This window comes from Vibrio mediterranei, assembly GCF_013364395.1.
In the GTDB taxonomy this organism is placed as follows: Bacteria; Pseudomonadota; Gammaproteobacteria; order Enterobacterales; family Vibrionaceae; genus Vibrio; species Vibrio mediterranei.
Genome location: NZ_JABXGK010000008.1, coordinates 1,979,272 through 1,998,242 on the forward strand (window position 1 = coordinate 1,979,272; position 18,971 = coordinate 1,998,242).

At 45.1% G+C, this 18,971-nt stretch carries 20 protein-coding genes; 2 read left to right on the top strand and 18 right to left on the bottom strand.

Annotated features, from left to right (window positions below):
* Positions 1-4 precede the first annotated feature (4 nt).
* The 18 genes from cydB to HOP38_RS26020 all read right to left on the bottom strand — a co-directional run bounded on the left by cydB (position 5) and on the right by HOP38_RS26020 (position 16,571).
* Positions 5-1,141 (bottom strand): cytochrome d ubiquinol oxidase subunit II, encoded by a 1,137-nt coding sequence (gene cydB / locus HOP38_RS25935; protein WP_198559336.1) that lies wholly within the window; start codon positions 1,139-1,141, stop codon positions 5-7.
* A 9-nt stretch (positions 1,142-1,150) separates the two neighbouring features.
* Positions 1,151-2,731, bottom strand: a complete 1,581-nt coding sequence (locus HOP38_RS25940; protein ID WP_198559337.1) for a cytochrome ubiquinol oxidase subunit I — start codon at positions 2,729-2,731, stop codon at positions 1,151-1,153.
* 66 nt (positions 2,732-2,797) lie between these two features.
* Positions 2,798-3,397, bottom strand: coding sequence for an HvfX family Cu-binding RiPP maturation protein (locus HOP38_RS25945; protein ID WP_062462938.1), 600 nt, complete (start codon positions 3,395-3,397; stop codon positions 2,798-2,800).
* 1 nt (position 3,398) lies between these two features.
* Positions 3,399-4,106 (bottom strand): HvfC/BufC family peptide modification chaperone, encoded by a 708-nt coding sequence (locus tag HOP38_RS25950; RefSeq protein WP_164491489.1) that lies wholly within the window; start codon positions 4,104-4,106, stop codon positions 3,399-3,401.
* Positions 4,099-4,965, bottom strand: a complete 867-nt coding sequence (locus HOP38_RS25955; protein WP_198559338.1) for an MbnB/TglH/ChrH family RiPP precursor modification enzyme — start codon at positions 4,963-4,965, stop codon at positions 4,099-4,101. The genes HOP38_RS25950 and HOP38_RS25955 overlap by 8 nt, the downstream gene beginning before the upstream one ends.
* A complete protein-coding gene (locus tag HOP38_RS25960) occupies positions 4,953-5,267 on the bottom strand; it encodes a hypothetical protein (protein WP_198559339.1) in 315 nt (104 codons plus the stop codon). The genes HOP38_RS25955 and HOP38_RS25960 overlap by 13 nt, the downstream gene beginning before the upstream one ends.
* Complete coding sequence (locus HOP38_RS25965; RefSeq protein ID WP_198559340.1) at positions 5,257-6,213, bottom strand: MBL fold metallo-hydrolase; 957 nt, start codon at positions 6,211-6,213, stop codon at positions 5,257-5,259. Before HOP38_RS25965 ends, HOP38_RS25960 begins: the two co-directional genes overlap by 11 nt.
* Before the next feature lie 394 nt (positions 6,214-6,607).
* Positions 6,608-7,462: a tagatose bisphosphate family class II aldolase gene (locus HOP38_RS25970; RefSeq protein WP_031493583.1), complete on the bottom strand. Its 855-nt coding sequence runs from the start codon at positions 7,460-7,462 to the stop codon at positions 6,608-6,610.
* Complete coding sequence (gene nagA, locus HOP38_RS25975) at positions 7,453-8,646, bottom strand: N-acetylglucosamine-6-phosphate deacetylase (protein WP_198559341.1); 1,194 nt, start codon at positions 8,644-8,646, stop codon at positions 7,453-7,455. The genes HOP38_RS25970 and nagA overlap by 10 nt, the downstream gene beginning before the upstream one ends.
* The gene (gene agaF / locus HOP38_RS25980; protein ID WP_031493582.1) at positions 8,636-9,076 is read right to left on the bottom strand and encodes a PTS galactosamine/N-acetylgalactosamine transporter subunit IIA; all 441 of its coding nucleotides are present in this window, start codon (positions 9,074-9,076) and stop codon (positions 8,636-8,638) included. Before agaF ends, nagA begins: the two co-directional genes overlap by 11 nt.
* A gap of 62 nt (positions 9,077-9,138) precedes the next feature.
* On the bottom strand, positions 9,139-10,023 hold the full coding sequence (agaE, locus tag HOP38_RS25985; RefSeq protein ID WP_096443784.1) for a PTS N-acetylgalactosamine transporter subunit IID: 885 nt from the start codon (positions 10,021-10,023) through the stop codon (positions 9,139-9,141).
* Positions 10,013-10,795, bottom strand: a complete 783-nt coding sequence (agaW, locus tag HOP38_RS25990) for a PTS N-acetylgalactosamine transporter subunit IIC (RefSeq protein ID WP_198559342.1) — start codon at positions 10,793-10,795, stop codon at positions 10,013-10,015. Before agaW ends, agaE begins: the two co-directional genes overlap by 11 nt.
* A gap of 18 nt (positions 10,796-10,813) precedes the next feature.
* Positions 10,814-11,287, bottom strand: a complete 474-nt coding sequence (agaV, locus tag HOP38_RS25995) for a PTS N-acetylgalactosamine transporter subunit IIB (protein WP_031496390.1) — start codon at positions 11,285-11,287, stop codon at positions 10,814-10,816.
* A gap of 16 nt (positions 11,288-11,303) precedes the next feature.
* Entirely contained in the window at positions 11,304-12,461 is a 1,158-nt protein-coding gene (locus HOP38_RS26000) for an SIS domain-containing protein (protein WP_124941635.1), read from the bottom strand.
* Positions 12,461-13,768: a D-tagatose-bisphosphate aldolase, class II, non-catalytic subunit gene (locus HOP38_RS26005; RefSeq protein WP_198559343.1), complete on the bottom strand. Its 1,308-nt coding sequence runs from the start codon at positions 13,766-13,768 to the stop codon at positions 12,461-12,463. Before HOP38_RS26005 ends, HOP38_RS26000 begins: the two co-directional genes overlap by 1 nt.
* 20 nt (positions 13,769-13,788) lie before the next feature.
* The gene (agaR, locus tag HOP38_RS26010; protein WP_198559344.1) at positions 13,789-14,553 is read right to left on the bottom strand and encodes a transcriptional repressor AgaR; all 765 of its coding nucleotides are present in this window, start codon (positions 14,551-14,553) and stop codon (positions 13,789-13,791) included.
* A gap of 352 nt (positions 14,554-14,905) precedes the next feature.
* The gene (agaR, locus tag HOP38_RS26015) at positions 14,906-15,673 is read right to left on the bottom strand and encodes a transcriptional repressor AgaR (protein WP_124941638.1); all 768 of its coding nucleotides are present in this window, start codon (positions 15,671-15,673) and stop codon (positions 14,906-14,908) included.
* 178 nt (positions 15,674-15,851) lie between these two features.
* The gene (locus HOP38_RS26020) at positions 15,852-16,571 is read right to left on the bottom strand and encodes a TetR/AcrR family transcriptional regulator (protein ID WP_006070248.1); all 720 of its coding nucleotides are present in this window, start codon (positions 16,569-16,571) and stop codon (positions 15,852-15,854) included.
* A gap of 270 nt (positions 16,572-16,841) precedes the next feature.
* On the opposite strand from HOP38_RS26020, the gene HOP38_RS26025 reads away from it, so the two are divergent.
* Both HOP38_RS26025 and HOP38_RS26030 read left to right on the top strand, forming a co-directional pair.
* Complete coding sequence (locus HOP38_RS26025) at positions 16,842-17,915, top strand: efflux RND transporter periplasmic adaptor subunit (RefSeq protein WP_088877754.1); 1,074 nt, start codon at positions 16,842-16,844, stop codon at positions 17,913-17,915.
* The gene (locus HOP38_RS26030) at positions 17,915-18,970 is read left to right on the top strand and encodes an efflux RND transporter periplasmic adaptor subunit (protein ID WP_006070246.1); all 1,056 of its coding nucleotides are present in this window, start codon (positions 17,915-17,917) and stop codon (positions 18,968-18,970) included. The genes HOP38_RS26025 and HOP38_RS26030 overlap by 1 nt, the downstream gene beginning before the upstream one ends.
* The last annotated feature ends 1 nt before the right edge of the window (position 18,971 follow it).

An 18,971-nucleotide genomic window follows, 5' to 3' on the forward strand; every position in this document is an offset into this window, starting at 1 on the left:
CTCCCTAGTACAGCGATGTGCTGTTGTCTTCAATGAATTGCTTGTCGATTCGGCCGAACATCTTGTAATAACACCAAGTCGTGTATCCAAGGATTACAGGGACAACCACAACGGCGACCACTGAGATGATGCTGAGCGTTTTATAGCTTGACGTGGCATCCCACAACGTCAAGCTGTGAGAAGGTACTAAACTTGATGGAATAATCATTGGAAACAGCGCAATGCCTGCGGTCAATATGATGGTTAGAATTGCCAAACTCGAGCACAAAAATGCCCAGCCACCGCGCTTCGCCATGGACAGCAGCGCCGAGAAAAGTAGCATAGCGCATGCCCCAAGGGGTACGATAAATAACGTAGGGTAGCGAACAAAGTTATGCAGCATACTTCTAGTGACAACCGAGACCTCTTTGCTTACTGGGTTTGAAACGCCATTGGTATCGATAAGGCTTTGGATGATATAGCCATCTTGGCCATTGGCGATGACGCCACCGACAACGAACATAATCAGCGCGGTACACGCGGTCCACACTGCGATGGATCGCGCTCTTTCATTAAGCTTTCCCACCGTTTTTAGTTGCAGGAAGGTAGCTCCTTGAAGCAGAGTCATGGCCATCGCGACGACACCGCACACTATGGGGAGTGGAGTAAACAAGCTCCAAAATCCGCCCTTATAACTGATCATCAGCAATTCATTGAGCTCGAATGGCAGACCTACAAATAAATTACCAAAGCCAATACCAAATACTAAAGGTGGTACGAGACCACTGACCGTTAAAGCAATATCACAAGCGCGTCGCCATCTAGGGTCGTCAATTTTGTTTCGATAATCCATGCCAATAGGGCGTAACCATAGCGCGGCAAGAACCAGAACCAGCGCCAAGTAAAAACCAGAGAAAGCCGTAGCATAGACGGCAGGCCAGATTGCGAAAATCGCTCCCCCCGCAGTGATCAGCCAAACTTGGTTACCGTCCCAATGTGGCGCGATGCTATTGATCATAATCCTACGTTCAACATTACTTCTTCCGGCAATAGGCAGTAGCGCGGCGACGCCCATATCGAAGCCGTCCGCGATAGCAAAGCCGATGATCAGTATGCCGACGATCGCCCATGTGAAGAGGCGGAGTGTTTCATAGTCAAACATATGATCTCCTTATTTGTAGTTGTCTATAACATTGTCGAGTGAACGGTTTTGTTCGTGATAGTAACGCCCGGTTTTCAGTACACTTGGCCCGCGGCGGGAGAATTTCACCATCAAATACATCTCAGCGATAAGGAACAGGGTATAGAGCACGTAAACAGCTCCTAGCGAAATCCAAATATCACTGGCAGCCAAGTCTGAAGTGGCCATACTGACAGGCAGAACTTCACCAATGGCCCACGGTTGTCGGCCATACTCAGCGACAAACCATCCAGCTTCACAAGCTATCCATGGCAATGGAATCGCCCAAAGTACTGATTTAAGTAGCCATCGTTGGCTGCCGATTTTCTGACGGCAAACTTGAATAAACGAAAAGCCAATCAGCGCGAACATCAAGACGCCACACACCACCATAATTCTGAAGCTCCAGAATAGTGGTGCGACTTGCGGAATGGTGTCTTGTGTAGCCATTTTTATTTGTTGTTCGCTGGCATCAGAGACATTGGGTGCGTATTTCTTCAGCAGAAGACCGTAGCCAAGGTCAGACTTAACGTCATTGAACTGAGCGATGTTCTCGGCGGTTTTATCACCATTTCTTAAACGCTGGAGTAAACCATAAGCGATCATTCCGTTGCGTATTCGTTGTTCGTTGATTGCCATGAGATCACAGATACCCAACACAGGTTTATCCAAAGAGCGTGTTGCGATAATGCCCATGAGATAGGGGATCTTAAGCGCATAATCGGTTTCCATGGTTTCTTGATTGGGAAGTCCGAAGACGGTAAATGAAGCTGGTGCTTCTTCGGTGTGCCATTCCGCTTCAATCGCTGCGAGCTTAACCTTTTGAACATCGCCAAGTTCATAACCAGATTCATCGCCCAGCAGAAGTGTGGAAAAGATGGCAGCCATGCCAAACGAACAAGCGATAGCAAATGAACGTTTTGCAAATGCTACGTCCCGATTTTTCAGCAAGTAGTAAGCGCTGATACCCATGATAAATAGTGCACCAGTGGTGTAACCTGCGGCGACGGTATGAACGAATTTCACTTGTGTCACTGGGTTGAAAATCACGTCGGTGAAACTGGTCATTTCCATACGCATTGTTTCAAAATTGAACTCAGCACCGACAGGGTTTTGCATCCAGCCATTAGCCATCAAAATCCAAAGACCAGAGAAATTTGAACCCAGTGCAGTAAGCCAAGTAACTGTGAGGTGTTGACGCTTACTTAACCGATCCCAACCAAAGAAGAACATCCCGACCAATGTCGATTCAAGAAAAAAGGCGACTAGTGCTTCAATCGCAAGCGGGGCCCCAAAGATGTCACCAACGTAGTGAGAGTAATAGGACCAGTTGGTACCAAATTGAAACTCCATGGTTAAGCCTGTTGCAACCCCTACGGCAAAGTTGATCCCAAAGAGCTTGCCCCAGAACTTGGTCATATCCTTGTAAATGGTTTTGCCCGTCATTACATAGACCGATTCCATAATGGCTAGCAAGAATGATAGCCCTATGGTGAGAGGCACGAATATAAAATGATACAGCGCGGTACTAGCAAATTGCAGACGCGACAGATCAACGACATCTGTTAACATAGCATCCCCTTCCCGCTACGAGCGTAGCGGGTAGAAATAGTAGAAAGATTGGTTTTTATTTGGTGATTAAGCGTTTGCAGGCTTGTTTAGAAAGGGCTTTTTTAGCCAGTAATCGAGGCTTAGATAACGACCACCGCCGTAGACAAAAAGCACCATTAACATCACGAAGTAGGTGGCAGCGAATTCCATACCGTTGTTGAGCATAACAGGGTCACCAAGTTCGGTGATGTAGTTGTAGCGGCCCGGAAAGTTTTCCGCTAACCAAGTGATAAAGCCGTTTAGACGAATGGTTGATTCCATACTCCCTGTCGCAATCGCATCCCAGCCATGTTTCCAATGCACCATGGCACTGGCCACACTCATCATAAAAATCATAGGAATCGCGATAATGCGAGTAAACAAGCCTAGGGCTATACAGATACACCCGACGACTTCAGTTGCAGCTGCGAGGAACGCAAGAAGTTCTGGAAACGGGAGGTTAAGTCCACCGTCTGCTACGGGGGCGCCAAACCAGGCAACCGTGCCTGCGAATCCCAGTACTTTAGAGCGCGCTCCGACATAGATAACCGGAACCAAGAAAAGACGAATAGACAGTAGAACCAAAAAGTCGATTTTTCGGCACTTGTCGATAAGGTTGTCATACCAAGTTAAGACTGACTTAATCATTTTATTCTCCTAGGGTGTTGATGTTTAACAGCCCGAGATGGGTGAAATGTTGTATCCAAAGACGTACATCGAAATCGGCGAGTTGAGCTTCAGTTTGTTGTTGGAATGTCTGTAAGCTCGAACAATATGAGGGTTGAAGGGTCTGAATCAGTGCCACATCGATGGGCCGAAGTTTTTGTGAGACAACATGGTGTTGAGCGTTTCGAAATACCGCGTAGTAGTTTGGTGGAGTGCTATCGGTTATTTGTATTGAGTGACTAGACACCTCAAAAGGCAACTCCACTAAGTGCAGAGTGGGATTGCAGCTCAAGGTGTATTGCTCAGGGTTCTGATACACAATGTCACTGCAAGACTCGATATTGATTCGAGTTTGGTCAATTTCTGCGCTGAAGGCGATCCACTCGTATTCAAGTACCATAAGGTCAAGTTGGTTGACCCAAGTACCATGCTGAATGAACTGCACGAACTCTGTCGCGATGTGATGAAACTCAGGTTCCATTGCACAATGCTGCAACAGAAAGTCTTCCACTAACTGAACCAAAGCTTGATGACCGACTCGCTCAACGAAAAAAGGAAAGGTGTTGTTTACGACACCAAAAACGTTGTCGCGAATAAACTCACCGTATTGGCATCCTTCAGTGCGACCTAATCGTATCTTCTGCGCAAGTGCTTCAGTTTGCTGAAGCATCAATCCTGGAGGGCTAAGCATAGAGGACCCCACTTTCAGACAGCTGGACTTGTCGTTCAGCAGCTTTGACAACTGCATGGATGTCTCGTAGCTCTTCAGTAAGGACGACCAGTGGTGGCACGTTGTGGTCTCTCTCTAACAGCAGTGGTTTGTTGCCGTGGAGGTTAAACACATAATGAGCCAATTCAATTACCGAGTCAGGGACTGGTTTGCCATGAGTATCGAGTAATGATTGATCACTCTGCTGCAGATGTCCTGCAATGTGGTAATAGCGAATTGCGTCGCTCGGCAAGCTTTGCAGCATCTCATAAGCATCAAAACCGTGGTTGATGCTGTTGACGTAGACATTATTGATATCCAGCAGCATCTGACAGCCAGATTTCTCGATAAGCTCTGCAAAGAACTCGCCTTCAGGAATGTCGTTGTCATAATTGTGATAAAACGAGATGTTTTCGAGCACCAAAGGCCTAGCGACCACGTCTTGCACGCGTTGGATTTGAGAGGCTAGATAGTCGATATTCTCTCTGCTTCTTGGGATCGGTAGTAGGTCATAAAGATAGCCCTGACTGTCCCGAGAAAAACTCAAATGGTCGCTGTAAATCTCGATATCAAACTCATTAAGAAAACGGGCGACATCTTTCAGGTAGCTTTCGTTTAACGGCACGCAATCACCAATGGATAGACTAAGACCGTGAGCAACCAAGGGGTATTTGTCAGCGATTTGCTCCAAACGCTCCCGTTTTGCGCCACCAAGATTCATCCAGTTTTCAGGTGCGAGCTCAAGAAAGTCGATATCGGGATGCTTAGGCATGTCACTCAGCATATCCACATGCTCCATACGCAGACCCAATCCCTTGCTGGTGTTGGTTATTGTCCGCATACTCCACCTGTCACCTTACTGTTTGCTGATGTCACTGCGTCCGCAGGCGCATTGATACCTTGACCAGAGAGGCCGCACTTCCCGTCACGCGCGCGCACTAACTTATCTTGTGGATCGCTATCGAGCTCTTGTTTTTCAAAGCGTTTTTCGGTTCCACATTTACCTGCGGCACATTTACCGCCATGCTGTTCTGTTGGCTGAGCGGTAACAGGAGCTTCAGCAGATTCACTGATAGCAGCGAGTGCCGAGTTCATTGATACCAGTGAGCTGAGTGCGATTGAGATAGCCATTTTATTGTTCATTTGAAGTCTCCTTGAAAGACGCCATTGGGAAGCTCGACAGATCACGAGCAGAGAATATTTTTCCTTTGTAGTACTTTTTCACGATCTCCACTGACTGTGCTTTACGCTTGAGGCCTAGCCCCATCCAGTGATTTAAAATCAGTAGCTTAGGATTAATTTCAGCGGCAATTTCCCCCACGGTCGAAGGTTTCGCATGCATAAACGATGAGATAGCATCGGCTTCTTCGTGAATGGCCATAGGCATGACTAGAATGTCAGCGCCTTTGGCAAAAGGAATGAAGGCGGGATTACTGCCATTTTGGTCTGCAGAAATAACAATGACGCCGTCCTCACTTTCAATTCGGTAGGCCAAAGTAGGTACATCTCCATGAGGGATGCCGAGTGCATAAACAGTAAGCCCATCTAATTGGTAGATTTTTTGTGGTGTGGTTTCTTGATAAGAAACATCGGTGAGGGTGATTGGGAACAGGCCATCTGAGCCATCATAAAGTCCATTAAGGTAAGCGTAAGCTCCGTGTTCCTGATTGAACATCGCATCCATATAGCCTGTTAAACTCGGAAATGCAGAACCAGCTTCTGGACCGGTGATATCTAGTGCGTCCTCACGTTCGAAAAAGTAAGCGCCTTTAAGCAGAGCTGGAAGATCGGCAACGTGATCGGTGTGGAAGTGAGTGATGGCTAAAAGATCGAGGTCTTCGAGTTTGCCTCCTGCTTGGCCAAATCGTAGGTAGTTACCGCCACCCGCGTCAATCATGATTCTTGATTTGCCTTTCCACCAAATCAATTCTCCCGATGAGGCGCGCATATCATCAGAGATGGGACCTCCAGAACCAAGGATTTGTAGGGTAAAGTCTTTATCTAGGGGTTCGAGATTGATTGCAAAAGATTGTGTCGCCCCAAGTGAGCAACTTAGCGCGACTGCCAGCGCTTTTATCGGCCATTTCATAACCATTTCCTATCGTTTTTGTCATCGACTACTTTTGGTCAAAGCGTGAAAGTGCAGACAGGGAATCATCAAGTTTGTTGATCTCTGTCAAAGCACGCCGATACGATAAGGAAAAATTAGGGTTAAGTATGTATGAATATATTTAATGTTGCGTTTAGTTAATATGAACATTTGATAATGAAGCCATACTAACGGACAAATGAGCTAGTTAATTAATTCGCCAAGACTAATGCAAGGTTTCATTATTCATAAACATACCTATGGAAGCATAAATAATCTGAAAGTGCGGTTAACGCATACTTTCAAATACAAAAAAGGGCACTCCGGTAGGAATGCCCGAACACCTAATATAGGGGGCAGGTGTTGTTAAATTTTGGTTTGTGAATAGATAGGGTTACAGTCGGCCTTCACTGCGACACATTCTTATTTTATCGATAACCACTTGTTTCATAGCGGCTTTACCTGGGGTGATGTACTTACGAGGGTCATTCGCGTCAGGATGTTCACTGAAATGATCTTTAACCGCGTTAGAGAATGCAATCTTTAGCTCTGTTGCGACATTAACCTTACAAATACCTAAATCAATACATCGATTTACCATCTCATCAGGAACGCCAGAAGCACCATGGAGAACTAATGGGATATCAACCATTGAACGGATTTTCTCCAGTCGGTCAAAGTCTAGTTGTGGCTCAGCTTTGTATAATCCGTGAGCCGTTCCGATGGCTACAGCCAGCGAGTCTATCCCCGTTCGGCGGACAAATTCTGCAGCTGAGGCTGGGTCTGTCATCAATGCATCGGCGCTATCAACAATTAAGTCATCTTCTTGACCTCCGAGGCGACCTAGTTCCGCCTCAACACTGGCATCAAATCGATTGCAGTATTGGACGACAGAGCGGACTATTTCGATATTTTGATCAAAGGCATAATGAGATCCATCGATCATGACTGAACGGATACCGTGTTCAACTTTATGTCGGATATCTTGTAGGTCTTCATGGTGATCTAAATGAAGCACTAAAGGTATAGAGTGCTTATGAGCGGCTTCTTTACATATGCTTATTAAGTAGTCGGTACCAGCATAGTCATAGGTTCCGGGAGTGCCTGCAAGGATTACCGGAGACCCCATTTCAGATGCAGTTTCCACAACGACTTGGACAGTTTCTAAGTTGTGGATATTGAATGCAGGCACTGCGTAGCCACCAAGTTGGGCACGTTTTAGCATTTCACGAGAAGAAATTAAATACATGGAACCTCCTGACTTGGCGACACTTCAGAATCAAATACGATTCGACCGTTAACCCAAGTTTTGGTAATAGAAAAATCTGAATTAATAGCGACCATCGAAGCAGCTTTTCCTACTTCTAATGAGCCCAATTTTTGTTGTAAGCCTAGCGATTTAGCGGGAGTTAGTGATGCCATAAGCCAGGCTTGCTCTAGAGGAATATCAAGCCATCGCTGAACACTAAGCACTGCATCGAGCAAGTTAAGAGTGCTCCCAGCTAAGCTTCCGGATCTCGTAGTGACAACACCTTTGTTCATTTTTACTTGGTATTCTCCAAGAGAATATTGACCATCAGGCATACCCGCTGCGCACATGGCATCGGTAATAAGAGTCATTCGGGAGCCACAACAGCGGTGGGCGATATCGATGGCACTTGGATGAACGTGATGTCCATCAGCAATCATCTCTACATAGCTTTCAGGGTGAATCAAACCTGCGCCTACTGTACCTGGATCTCGATGATGTATACCTCTCATGCCGTTGTAACAGTGGACAATGCCATTTGCTCCCGCATCAAGAGCGGCATTAGTCTGCTCGTAACTGGCATCGGTATGCCCGAGCATGACTTTTATCCCTTGTTTGCGTAGGTATTGAATCGCTTCAATCGCACCTTTCTTCTCTGGAGCGAGAGCAACAGTCACGAGTTGGTTATCACTATAAGAAATCCAATTATCGAGCTCTTCAATTGATAGTTCACGAAACCATTCTGTTGGATGAGCGCCTTTGTTCTTTTCAGTAAAATAGGGTCCTTCTAAATACGATCCGAGTAGCTCCGCGCCAGAAAGTCCTAGTAGTTTGCTTTTAGCAACTTGTTGTAAAGCCGCGCGTATTTTAGCTATTGGTGCGGTGACGGTAGTGGCAACAAATGCAGTAACACCTAAACTAGCGAAGTAGCGAGACATGCTGTCTAAACTCTGATGACTTGCATCCATGACATCACAGCCTTTAGCGCCATGAACATGGCTATCGATTAGACCCGGTAAGAGAATGCTGTCACCTAAATTTGTGAATTTTGTGTGCTTCACAGAGTCATAAGACTGAATTTCTTCGATAAAACCGCTACTGTTGATGCCGATGACAGCATCATCTAGCCACGTTTGGTCATGCAAGAGCTTTGGTACTCGATAATATAAAACTTCAGATACCATTTTCTTCAACCATCACCGAGTTATCATTTTTCGTGGTCATTTCTGCCGCAAGAGAGGTTACTCCTCGACGACCACACTCAATGGCTTGGTCGGGAAATTCTGCTAATGCCAATCCGTCGCGCTCAAGAAGCATTTCTGCAGCCATTTGCATATTTGTACCAGTAATAACTTGAATGTCTGAGCGTTCCTGACTGATTAGAGAAGCGGTTCTAAACGGTGTGCCACCCAATAAATCGGTAAGGAACACTATTCCTTCATTGGAGTCCAATTCTTTAATTTTCTGGCGCATTTCCTGTTCCAGCAAAGGGGTCGTGGACTCTTCTGGAAAATCAATAAAACCGAATTGAGGTTGTTCTCCGATAACTTGTGTGATCGCTTTGGCAATACCAGAAGCGAACCCACCATGACCCGATAAAATTACAGCAATCATATGTCTTCCTTTTTGGGGCTAAAAAATTAGCCCCATATGTTATTTATCGATTGATAAGCGGCTTACAGGAATCCCATAAAGCGACCAACAACACCCAGTGTTACCGTGATACCAATAAGTTTTAGTGGGCTCCATCCACGTTTTACCAAGGCGTACATCGCTAAGGTGTAGACAAGCGGAAGGAATGCTGGCATCAATTTGTCAATCACATCGGCCTGAAGTTTGACCACTGCATCACCTGCATTGATTTCTGCAGTCGTGGATAGTCGGACGTAGGTAGCAACGAGTGCTCCAATTACCGTCATACCAACCATGGAAGCAGCGTGTCCTACTTTTTTGGTATTCGCTTTGATTACTGGTATCGCAGCAACACCCATACGGTAGGCATAATGTGCAAGTCCAAATCTCAAGCCAAAATGCACGGCATTGAACAAAACAATAAAGAACACTGCGCCCATGATTGAACCTTGGAGAGCAAGGTCTGCACCTATACCACCACATATGGGTAGTAACGTTAGCCAGAACATAGCGTCACCGATTCCCCCCATCGGCGCACCAACGGCTATTTTGGTACTTTGAATACTATTAATGTTCTGTTTTGAACGCTCCATTGCCAAAACAATACCCATAACAAAAGTCACCAAGAATGGGTGTGTATTAAAGAAACCCATATGGCCCTGCATCGCTTTTGAAAGGTCAGCTTTATTAGTGTGGATTTTTTTAAGAGCTGGCAATAGGCCGTACAACCAACCCGATGCCTGCATACGTTCATAGTTGAATGACGCTTGTAGCAATAATGAACGCCAGGCCATCTTATTGATGTCGGCTTTGGTTAACTCAGTACCAATTTCTTTATTTTCATACTCGTCATCGGAGACACCAGGAGCGGGCTGAACTGCTGGATCCGTTACCTTAAGGTTTAGTTCGTTGCTTACGTTAGATTCCATCTTCAAAGTCCTTAGTTGAGCCTGCTGTTGCTACAGGAGTGGGTTCCGATTTACGCATGAAGTCGATAATTGCCATTGCTGTCGCAGCCGCTGCAATAGCTAAGATAGGTAGTTGCAGCCAAGCTGCGGCGACAAAACCAAGAATGAAATAAGGGATGTAGGCATTCTTCATCATGATTTTCATCAGTACTGCGAAGCCGATAGCTGGCATGATGCCACCTGCTACACCAAGGCCATCGATCAAGTCTTTTGGAAGAACCTCTACTATCTTTCCAGCGTGCTCTGCACCTAAGAAAACTGGTAAAAAAGCGCAGAGAAAATAGAATGTACCTAGTATGCCCAACGCCATGTAGTTAACGCGTTCGATACCATCGGTATCTGCCGATTGTGCGTATTCATCACATTTCGACATAACAGCAGACATTGCGGAGAACAATAAAGTGATCCCCATCTGGACGGCGACCGCAAACGGCACGGCAACACCCACCGCAACGTTAGGCTCTACTTTTGTTGTAATAGCGAAGGCTGTGCCTACAATTGTCCCGATAATGACATTGGGTGGCTGAGCCCCTGCAAGCGGTGCCAAGCCCATCCAAATAAGCTCTAACGTACCGCCGACCAAAATACCGGTTTGTAAGTCGCCTAGTATTAAGCCAACGAGTGGGCCTAACACTACTGGTCGGTGAAAGTGGGTCAGACCGTTAAACAAATCTAGGCCTGCAAAAAAGGCAAGGATGCCGAGCATCAAGGCCTGTAAGAGTCCTATTTCCATAATTGATTTCCTTATTAATTAGATAAGAGTAAAGAGGTCAGTTGCGCTTTCAGTCGGCACACCTTGTATGGTGCACGTGACTCCTAACGCTTTTAGTTTTGTAAATTCCGCAACATCGTCCTCTCCAACAGACACAGTTTTGGCAATCTGTTTCTTGCCTTCGACATAGTGCATGTTGCCGACGTTGATGTTACTTATAGGCACACCACCTTCGACCAACATACGAAAGTCTGCGGGAGTGCGGCACACCAATAGAATTTTTTGTCTGTCAGAGGCTTTATGGATGGTGTCTATCGTTTTTTGCACAGTCCAAAAGCGAATCGCAATACCGTCAGCGAGAACCATTTCCATAAGACTCTGCTGTATGTTGTCCTCAGCAACTTCGTCGTTAACAACAACGACGATATTTGCGTCTGCAAAACCTACCCATTGAACGCCTACTTGGCCATGTACAAGACGTTCGTCAATGCGACTAAGTACGATATTTGGCATAATTAATTCCTTTAAGTTAATTAGTTAGTTCATGGATGGTGACGCCTTGCACAACACGGTTAACTTCACCAGTTGGACACGGGTTATCTGGTCCAAGACCAAGTTTTAGGGATTTTTCAAAGGCCAACATTTGGCAGAATAAGATGTAAGGGAAGCAAAGCCATTCATCGCCAAAGCCGAGGTGTCCTAGTTCGAAAACATGGTCTGCGCTTAATGCTTGTTCGCTAATAGCGATATGTGCCATTGCTTGCTGGTCCCGGCGAATTTCGTCGAAGAGATCTAAGTCATAGCGACGGGTATAGGGATCGCTGGAGATGAGTTGAATGACAACCGCTTTGCCATTAATGGTAAATTTCGGCCCGTGACGGAAGCCAAGTGATGAGTCAAAGCAAGTCATTATGTTACCTGCACTTAACTCGAGAGATTTTAAAGACGCCTCTCTTGCGAGCCCTGAAAAACCGCCACTTCCAAGAACAATTAATCTTTCATATGGTTGTTCTGCAAGGGTTTTGACAGCAGATTGCCACTGTTGCAATTTGTTTTCACATAACGACGCGGTAGCCTCAATTTGTGCCTTCCATTCTTGCTGTTTTTGATGCCCGAATAACGTTAGAGTCGACATCAACATACAGGTGAAACTGGATGTCATCGCAAAACTGTTATCATTTGACCCTTCAGGCATTAGCATGCAGTACGCGTTATTCGCGTTGCTTGCATACTGTGCCAGTGCGCCATTTGCGTTGCAGGTTAAAAACAAGTGATGACAATTGGGGACGATCTGATCGACCAAAGCGACGGCGGCGACGCTCTCTGGGCTATTGCCTGAACGGGCATATGACACCAATAAAGTAGGCCGAGTTTTATCAAGGTATTGTTCTGGGTTTGATACAAGATCCGTTGTTGGGATGGATTCAACCCGGCAACGCAAACCGGAGAGAAGGAAAGGCATGGCAGCATCTCCAACAAATGCCGATGTGCCAGCGCCAGCTAAAATAATACGCAGTTCTGGTAACTCTAGTAGTGGAGAAAGAAACGCACTGACAGAGTTGTATTGCTTTTCTAAGATATCAGCTAGATTGCGCCATAGTCTGGGTTGATGACTAATTTCAGTGGCAGTATGAATGCCATTGTGTTGCTCTAGCCATTGTTCGTCATAGCCTAATAAAACGCTCATTAAATAGTCTCCTTACAAGCCGCTGCATTTGAATAACAAGCCTTGGAATAAACCTGAGTTACTTCCATGATTTTGTGAATAACAATGTCAGCGGGATTATTCTGAATTTGGTTTTGCGAAATTGCTTTTGCCTGATTGGGCAAGTACTGGCTCAGTAGAGTGACAGGCAACGGGCTAGCTTCAAGATGAGTAAACAAGGCTTGCTGGGCAGTTTGAACTTCTGGATGTGACCAGTAGTAGCGAATGCGATCACTCAAGCTGTAGCTACAATCAAGAAATTGCTGATGTCCCTTTGTGAGGTAGTGAGAGCGCCAGTAATCAGGCTGTTCATGCATAATTTGTTCAACGGTGCTTCGAAGGTGAGCTGCATGGTGAGTACCTAGCCACTCGGTTTCCGCTCGGTCGAGACCATAGAGTGCTTCGCGCATAGCAAACGTTAGAGCTGGGCCAACCTTTAAAATAGCGAAATGGTCTTTCACTAGGTCCTGGTATGCTCTCGGGTTTTGATAATCGGTAGAGTGAGCCTCAAAAACCAAGTAAGGTTGGCTTTCGACCATTTTGCTAAGGGTTTGTGCTTTCGAGCTGTCATAATGATGGACGTTATGATGATCAAACTCGACACCTGGTTGTACTACGAGACCGACCACTCGGGGCCAAACATTGCTTAATCCAATATCATCAAAAGCAAGGTTATGTTTGTCTAATGTGACGAGTGCTTGTTCTGAAGATGTGACTTGCAACTGCACTTCTTCTAAGGACTCTAATGCGCCTCCTGGTGTCGGTACTTCTGTGCCAATGACATAAACAGGTGCTTCGCCTCCAACTTTTTGCCATGTTTGTTCCGCGATCAAACAAAGTTGTGCCGCTCGCTCTGCCATGATGGTTTCTTCAAGAGGTGTTGTGTCGTCTAAGCAAGACATGGAACAGTCTAGATGAATTTTTCTAAAACCCGCTTTGATGTAGTCATGAATAAGAGTTGATGAGTTTTTCATCGCCTCTATTGCTGGTAAATGTTGCCAGCAGTTTGGACCTAAATGATCACCGCCGAGTATTATGCGCTCTGTCGGAAATCCAAGTCGTGCAGCCAAAGTAAAGACAAAATCAGAAAAGTCCTTTGGCGTCATTCCGGTATACCCACCAAATTGATTAACTTGATTAGATGTCGCTTCAATTAGTACATGTGTACCGTCTAGTTGAGCTTGTTTTATCGCGGCTTCTATGACCAAAGGGTGTGCTGAGCATACTGAGTAAATCCCGTTCCTTTGCCCTTGTTTGTGTTGTTCAACTAGTGATAATAGAGTTTTCATCGTTGTTCCTAATTTACGATTTAGTCTGCGAGAATGACTTTTACGCCCATATTCAAAAGAGCTTGATGTGTGGCGTGGGGGATACCACTATCTGTAACCAATACATCGATTTGATTTGCCGCACGAATCATGCAAAAGCTCTTTCTACCGAATTTACTGGAGTCTGTGACTGCTATGACTTGACGAGCAACGTCACACATTGCTTTATTGATTTGTGCTTCGTGGCTATCAGGTGTAGTGATACCAGCGTGCAAGTCAAATCCATCAACACCTAAAAACAGTTTGTCGAACAAGTAAGAACGAATGAGTTGTTCACCGTGATTCCCGATGAGTGAACACGAGGCGCGGCGGAGGTTGCCTCCAACCACATGCAACTCGACGTTTTCGTTATTACTGAGTTGGTAAGCGGTGTTTAGAGCATTAGTTAAAACGACTAAGCGTTTAAAATCAGTGAGGTATTGGGGCATGAGTCCAATAGTAGAACCTGAATCGAGAATGACGGCTTCACCATCATTGATAAGTTTTGCAGCTGAGTACGCAATGCTCTGTTTTGCCCCTCTGTTGATCTGATCTTTACGGTACAAAGGTTGATCAAATGCAAAGTTAGGATTTAAATTAGCGCCTCCATAGCATCTAAAAACACATCCCTCTTTTTCTAGGAGGTTTAGGTCATGTCGAATCGTTACTGCTGAGACGCGAAATTGCTCAGCAAACTCGTCAACTTTTCCGCTGCCATGAGCACGAATGTGCGTCATGATTTTAAGTCGGCGCTCCTCGCTATTCATGAATAAAACCTCGCTTTCGTTAACTTTCAAATGGTATTCAAAGAGTTTCGATTTCTTATGGTTTCTATTAAATCAGGCGGAGATTAATAAAAGTGAAAGCCAGATCACAGTTGGTTTTCTTTCGGTTTAGGGTGTTTCTGTCTTTCGTTTCAAGTGGAGTGAAAGGTTTGTCTTTCAGTTTTAGAGGTAGAATGAACAATCTTGTCTATATGGCTACTTGGTTTTATAGAATGCCAAGTGAAAGGAGATACTATTGAGGAGTTAAATAATAGGTTTCGAAATCATAAATGATCAATGTCACACTATTGATATTCAGTAACTCTGAGGTTACGAGTTATTGCAGAAATTAACGCTAATCAACAATGCGTACATCGATACCTAGAGAAATGAGTTCTGATGCATATTGAGGTGGGATTCCACTGTCGGTAATCAACATATCGATTTGATTGGGTCGAGCGATAAGGCAGAAGCTTTGACGATCGAACTTAGAAGAATCCGTTACCGCCACCACTTTTTGGGCGGCCTTTACCATGGCTCGATTAATGCTCGCTTCGCCCTTATGCGGGGTGGTGATACCTGATTGAGCATCGAAGCCATCAACGCCAATAAACAACAAGTCAAAGTGAAAGCTCGTCAACAAATCTTCACCTCTTGAACCATAAAGAGAATAAGAGTTTTTCCTCATCACACCACCAGTGACCATCACTTCAACATTGTCTTGGCTTGCAAGATGGTAGGCCACGTTGATGGCATTGGTCATGACAGTTATGTTGCTCTTGTTTTGAAGGTGATAGGCAATTTGCTCTGTGGTAGAGCCTGAGTCGATAATGACTTTGCTACCATTCGGTATTAACGAAGCAGCGTAATTGCCAATTTTCGCTTTTACTTCGTTATTTAGCTGCTTTTTATCGAATAATGGTTGGTCAAAAGTGAAACTACTATTTAAAAGTGCACCGCCGTAACACCGGGTAACACAGCCCTTTTTCTCTAAATAATTAAGATCATTCCTGATAGTAACTTCTGAAACATTATATTGTTGCGCAAAGTGGTTTACTTCACCTTTTTGGTGCGTTTGTATATGAGCTAGAATGGCTTCGCGTCGCTGGGCTGTGGTAGTCATTGGATAGATAATCTATTGTAGGTATGAACGAAGTCTAACCTAATCAAATTGGGCTTGTCGAATGTTGTACTTTGATTATTGGGAGAGACCTAGCAACATATTTGAGATGCATGACTTGCGGCTATCTGTTATCAAAAAGTAGCTTATCCAGCTACTTTTTGACTCCAAGATAAAGCCCTTACCTTGGACACTCACCCCAATCACATTCAACCTGATAAACAAGCTCATCGACCTTTGTCGGCTTCAAACGGTCTTGTTCACCTATAGACAGCTCATTTGCAACTTGTGCTTCGAACAGCGACCAGTGTTTGACCAAACATTCATCCAGATCTGTGGTTTCCTGTGACCATGTTTCTTTGAGCATGGGGAGCATACAAGCAGAACCGTGGGCGAACATCATCAGTTTCCACTTCAGCTCATGCATAATGAGTGGCGTTTGTGGGGAATTTGCGTTGTAGTCATCAACCAACTTGAACACGATGCTCTCAATTTCTCCGGTGCTATCAATAAAGTAGTCGAAGAATTCATTTTCTTGACGCATTGCGTCTGCGATAAGTTGGATCGGTTGAGGAATGACAATGCAGTGCGCCAACATACCTACAGCAAAACGGTAGACTTTGACATTCGCGGGGGTGTCTTCTGGAAGCTGATCGAGAAGATAACGAATGTACTTTTGCATATACGCGTGAAGGTGGTCGCTGATGCCATACCAAATTTGTTCTTTGCTACCGAAGTGGTGACGAATCAAACTATGAGAGACGCCTGCGCGCTCACTAATATTGCGTATGGATACACGCTCATAGCCTAGCTCACAAAACATTTCTGCTGCGACCGTCATGATCAGGTTTTTCGTCTCTTCCGCTGCCGTTGCGCTGCGACGACCTTTTTTCTTTTCCACTCGATACCTTCTAAATTCAATCAATCCTATACAGGGTACTGCAATAATGTGCTCGACGACAAGATTCGCATCAATCCTGTCATCAAGAGCAGTAAATTTACTGAGTTAATGTCACGACTTCTTCATATAACCAAAAGCGATAAAGTTAGTCGTAAAAATTATACTGCACACATGTGCAATATTTATTGATCTCTTTCAAATTATACTTATACTGCACACTTGTAAAGTAATTAACTGCACAAGTGTAAAATATAATTTGGGATAAATATTATGAAAACCCATCGTCTATTCAAAACTAGTGGTTTGATTGTGTTGCCTTTATTGGCAGCCGTCGGCCTGTCCGGTTGTAATCAAGCACAATCGGAAATCAATGAACCCGTGATCAAGCCAGTTAAAGTGGTCGAAGTTCCTGAGTTGAATTTCTCGCCAGTGAGCAGTTATTTGGCGCAAGTGGATGCCACAGACCGAGCACAGCTGTCGTTTCAGGTAGCAGGACAAATATCTTCGATAGATGTGAAGATGGGTGAAGCGGTGAGAGCGGGTGAAATTCTAGCGACACTTGACCCAACGGACTATCAAGTGGCCTTGGATGCTCGTCAAGCTGAGTTTGATCTCGCACAGTCCCAATTAAAACGTGCCGAGCAGTTATTTGCTAAGAAGCTTATCAGTGCCGATGCCTTTGATCGCAATGAAACACAGTTTAAGGCCTCACAGGCGTCGCTTGAGCAAGCTAAGGCGGATCTAGGTTACACACAAATTATCGCTCCGTTTGATGGTGTGGTGTCAGTTACTCATCAAAAACCATATGAAGTGGTCGGTGCCAAGCAGCCCATTCTGAATCTCATTAGTAGCCAAGACTTAGACGTTACGTTTGCTATTCCGGTCACTGAAGTGAAGAATATGACGCTGGATGAGCTTAAGCATCAGCACTTTTTCGTCACGCTAGATAGCCATCGTAACCAGCGTATTGAAGCGTCCTTTAGAGAGATTGCGATGCAGCCTGATCTTGATACCAATAGCTACGCAGCGTCAGTAAAAATCACTAAGCCAGAAAATATCAATGTACTCGCAGGCATGTCCGGACAAGTACATATCCAAAGTGAAACCACAGAACGTGCGTTTTCTTTGCCTGTTGCCGCATGGATTAACCAGAACGAAACCAGCGGTAAGGTTTGGCGCTTTGACCCAGCGACCCATCAAGTTCATCAAATCAAGCTTTCACTTGATGAAAAGGGTGACGTGACGGCTGGTTTACAACAAGGCGACCAAATTGTAGTAGCAGGCGCGGCAAACTTAGCCGAAGGACAGCAAGTCAAATTATGGACTCGTGAGGGTGGTATCTAGTGAAAAAGTCAATATTAGCATTAGGTTTAGCTGCCCTTACGTTGCAAGGCTGTTATTCAGATATCACTGTGCGTGAGCGAGCACCGTTGCAGGTGGAGACGATTGAAGTTCAAAAACCTGTTGAACAGCAATATCGCGAGTTTCGTGGCCAAGTGGTCACAGCTGAGCAGACCAATCTGGCGTTCCGTATTCAAGGTGAAATCTCACACTTACTCGTGAAATCTGGTCAATCGGTGAAGAAAGGTCAAGTTGTCGCAAAGCTTGATGACCAAAAACTTCAGCAACAGTACCGTGATGCACAAGCACAATTTGAACTAGCGACCAAGCAATTGCGTCGTGGTGCGGAATTATATTCAAGAGACATGATCTCTAGCTCTGAGCTGGATGAATTAACGTCCAACAAGCAGCTTGCGAAAGCGCAGTATCAGAACATTCAACATCAGATTCAATATACCAGCTTGAAGGCACCTTTTGCGGGTGTGGTTGCGAGTGTTGATAAAGAGCGTTTCGAGAATGTTGGGCCTGGTGAAACCGTGGTGTCTATCTATCAAGACGACAAGGTGTACGTGAAAATCAGTTTGTCGGACTACATTCTTGCATCGATTACTCCACAGGCTCAGAAAAATGCTTATCAGCCAAGAGCCTATTTTTCTGGTGTAGATCAAAGCTACAGCATGAAGTATTTGGAGCACTCTAGCGAGCCTGACTCACAAAGCCGTGCCTATGAATTGTGGCTTCAGATGCCTCAACCAACTGAGAAAATCCTTCCTGGTACGAGTGTTGCCGTGAACGTGGACATGGTGGCAGCAGGGCTAAGTTCAATCCAAGGCTATCAGTTGCCTATGACCGTGCTTGAGGCCGGTACTAAGCAAGGCGAGTTCTTTGTATGGAAACATGCTGAAGGAGTCGTCACTAAGACGCCTGTTCACGTGGATCAAATAAACAGTTTCGGTGTGATTGTTGATACTGGTGTTACCCAAGGCGACGTGTTGGTGAGCTCTAACTTGAGAAAACTGAGAGATGGTGAAGAAGTGGCTCTCAAGGGGAATAAATAAC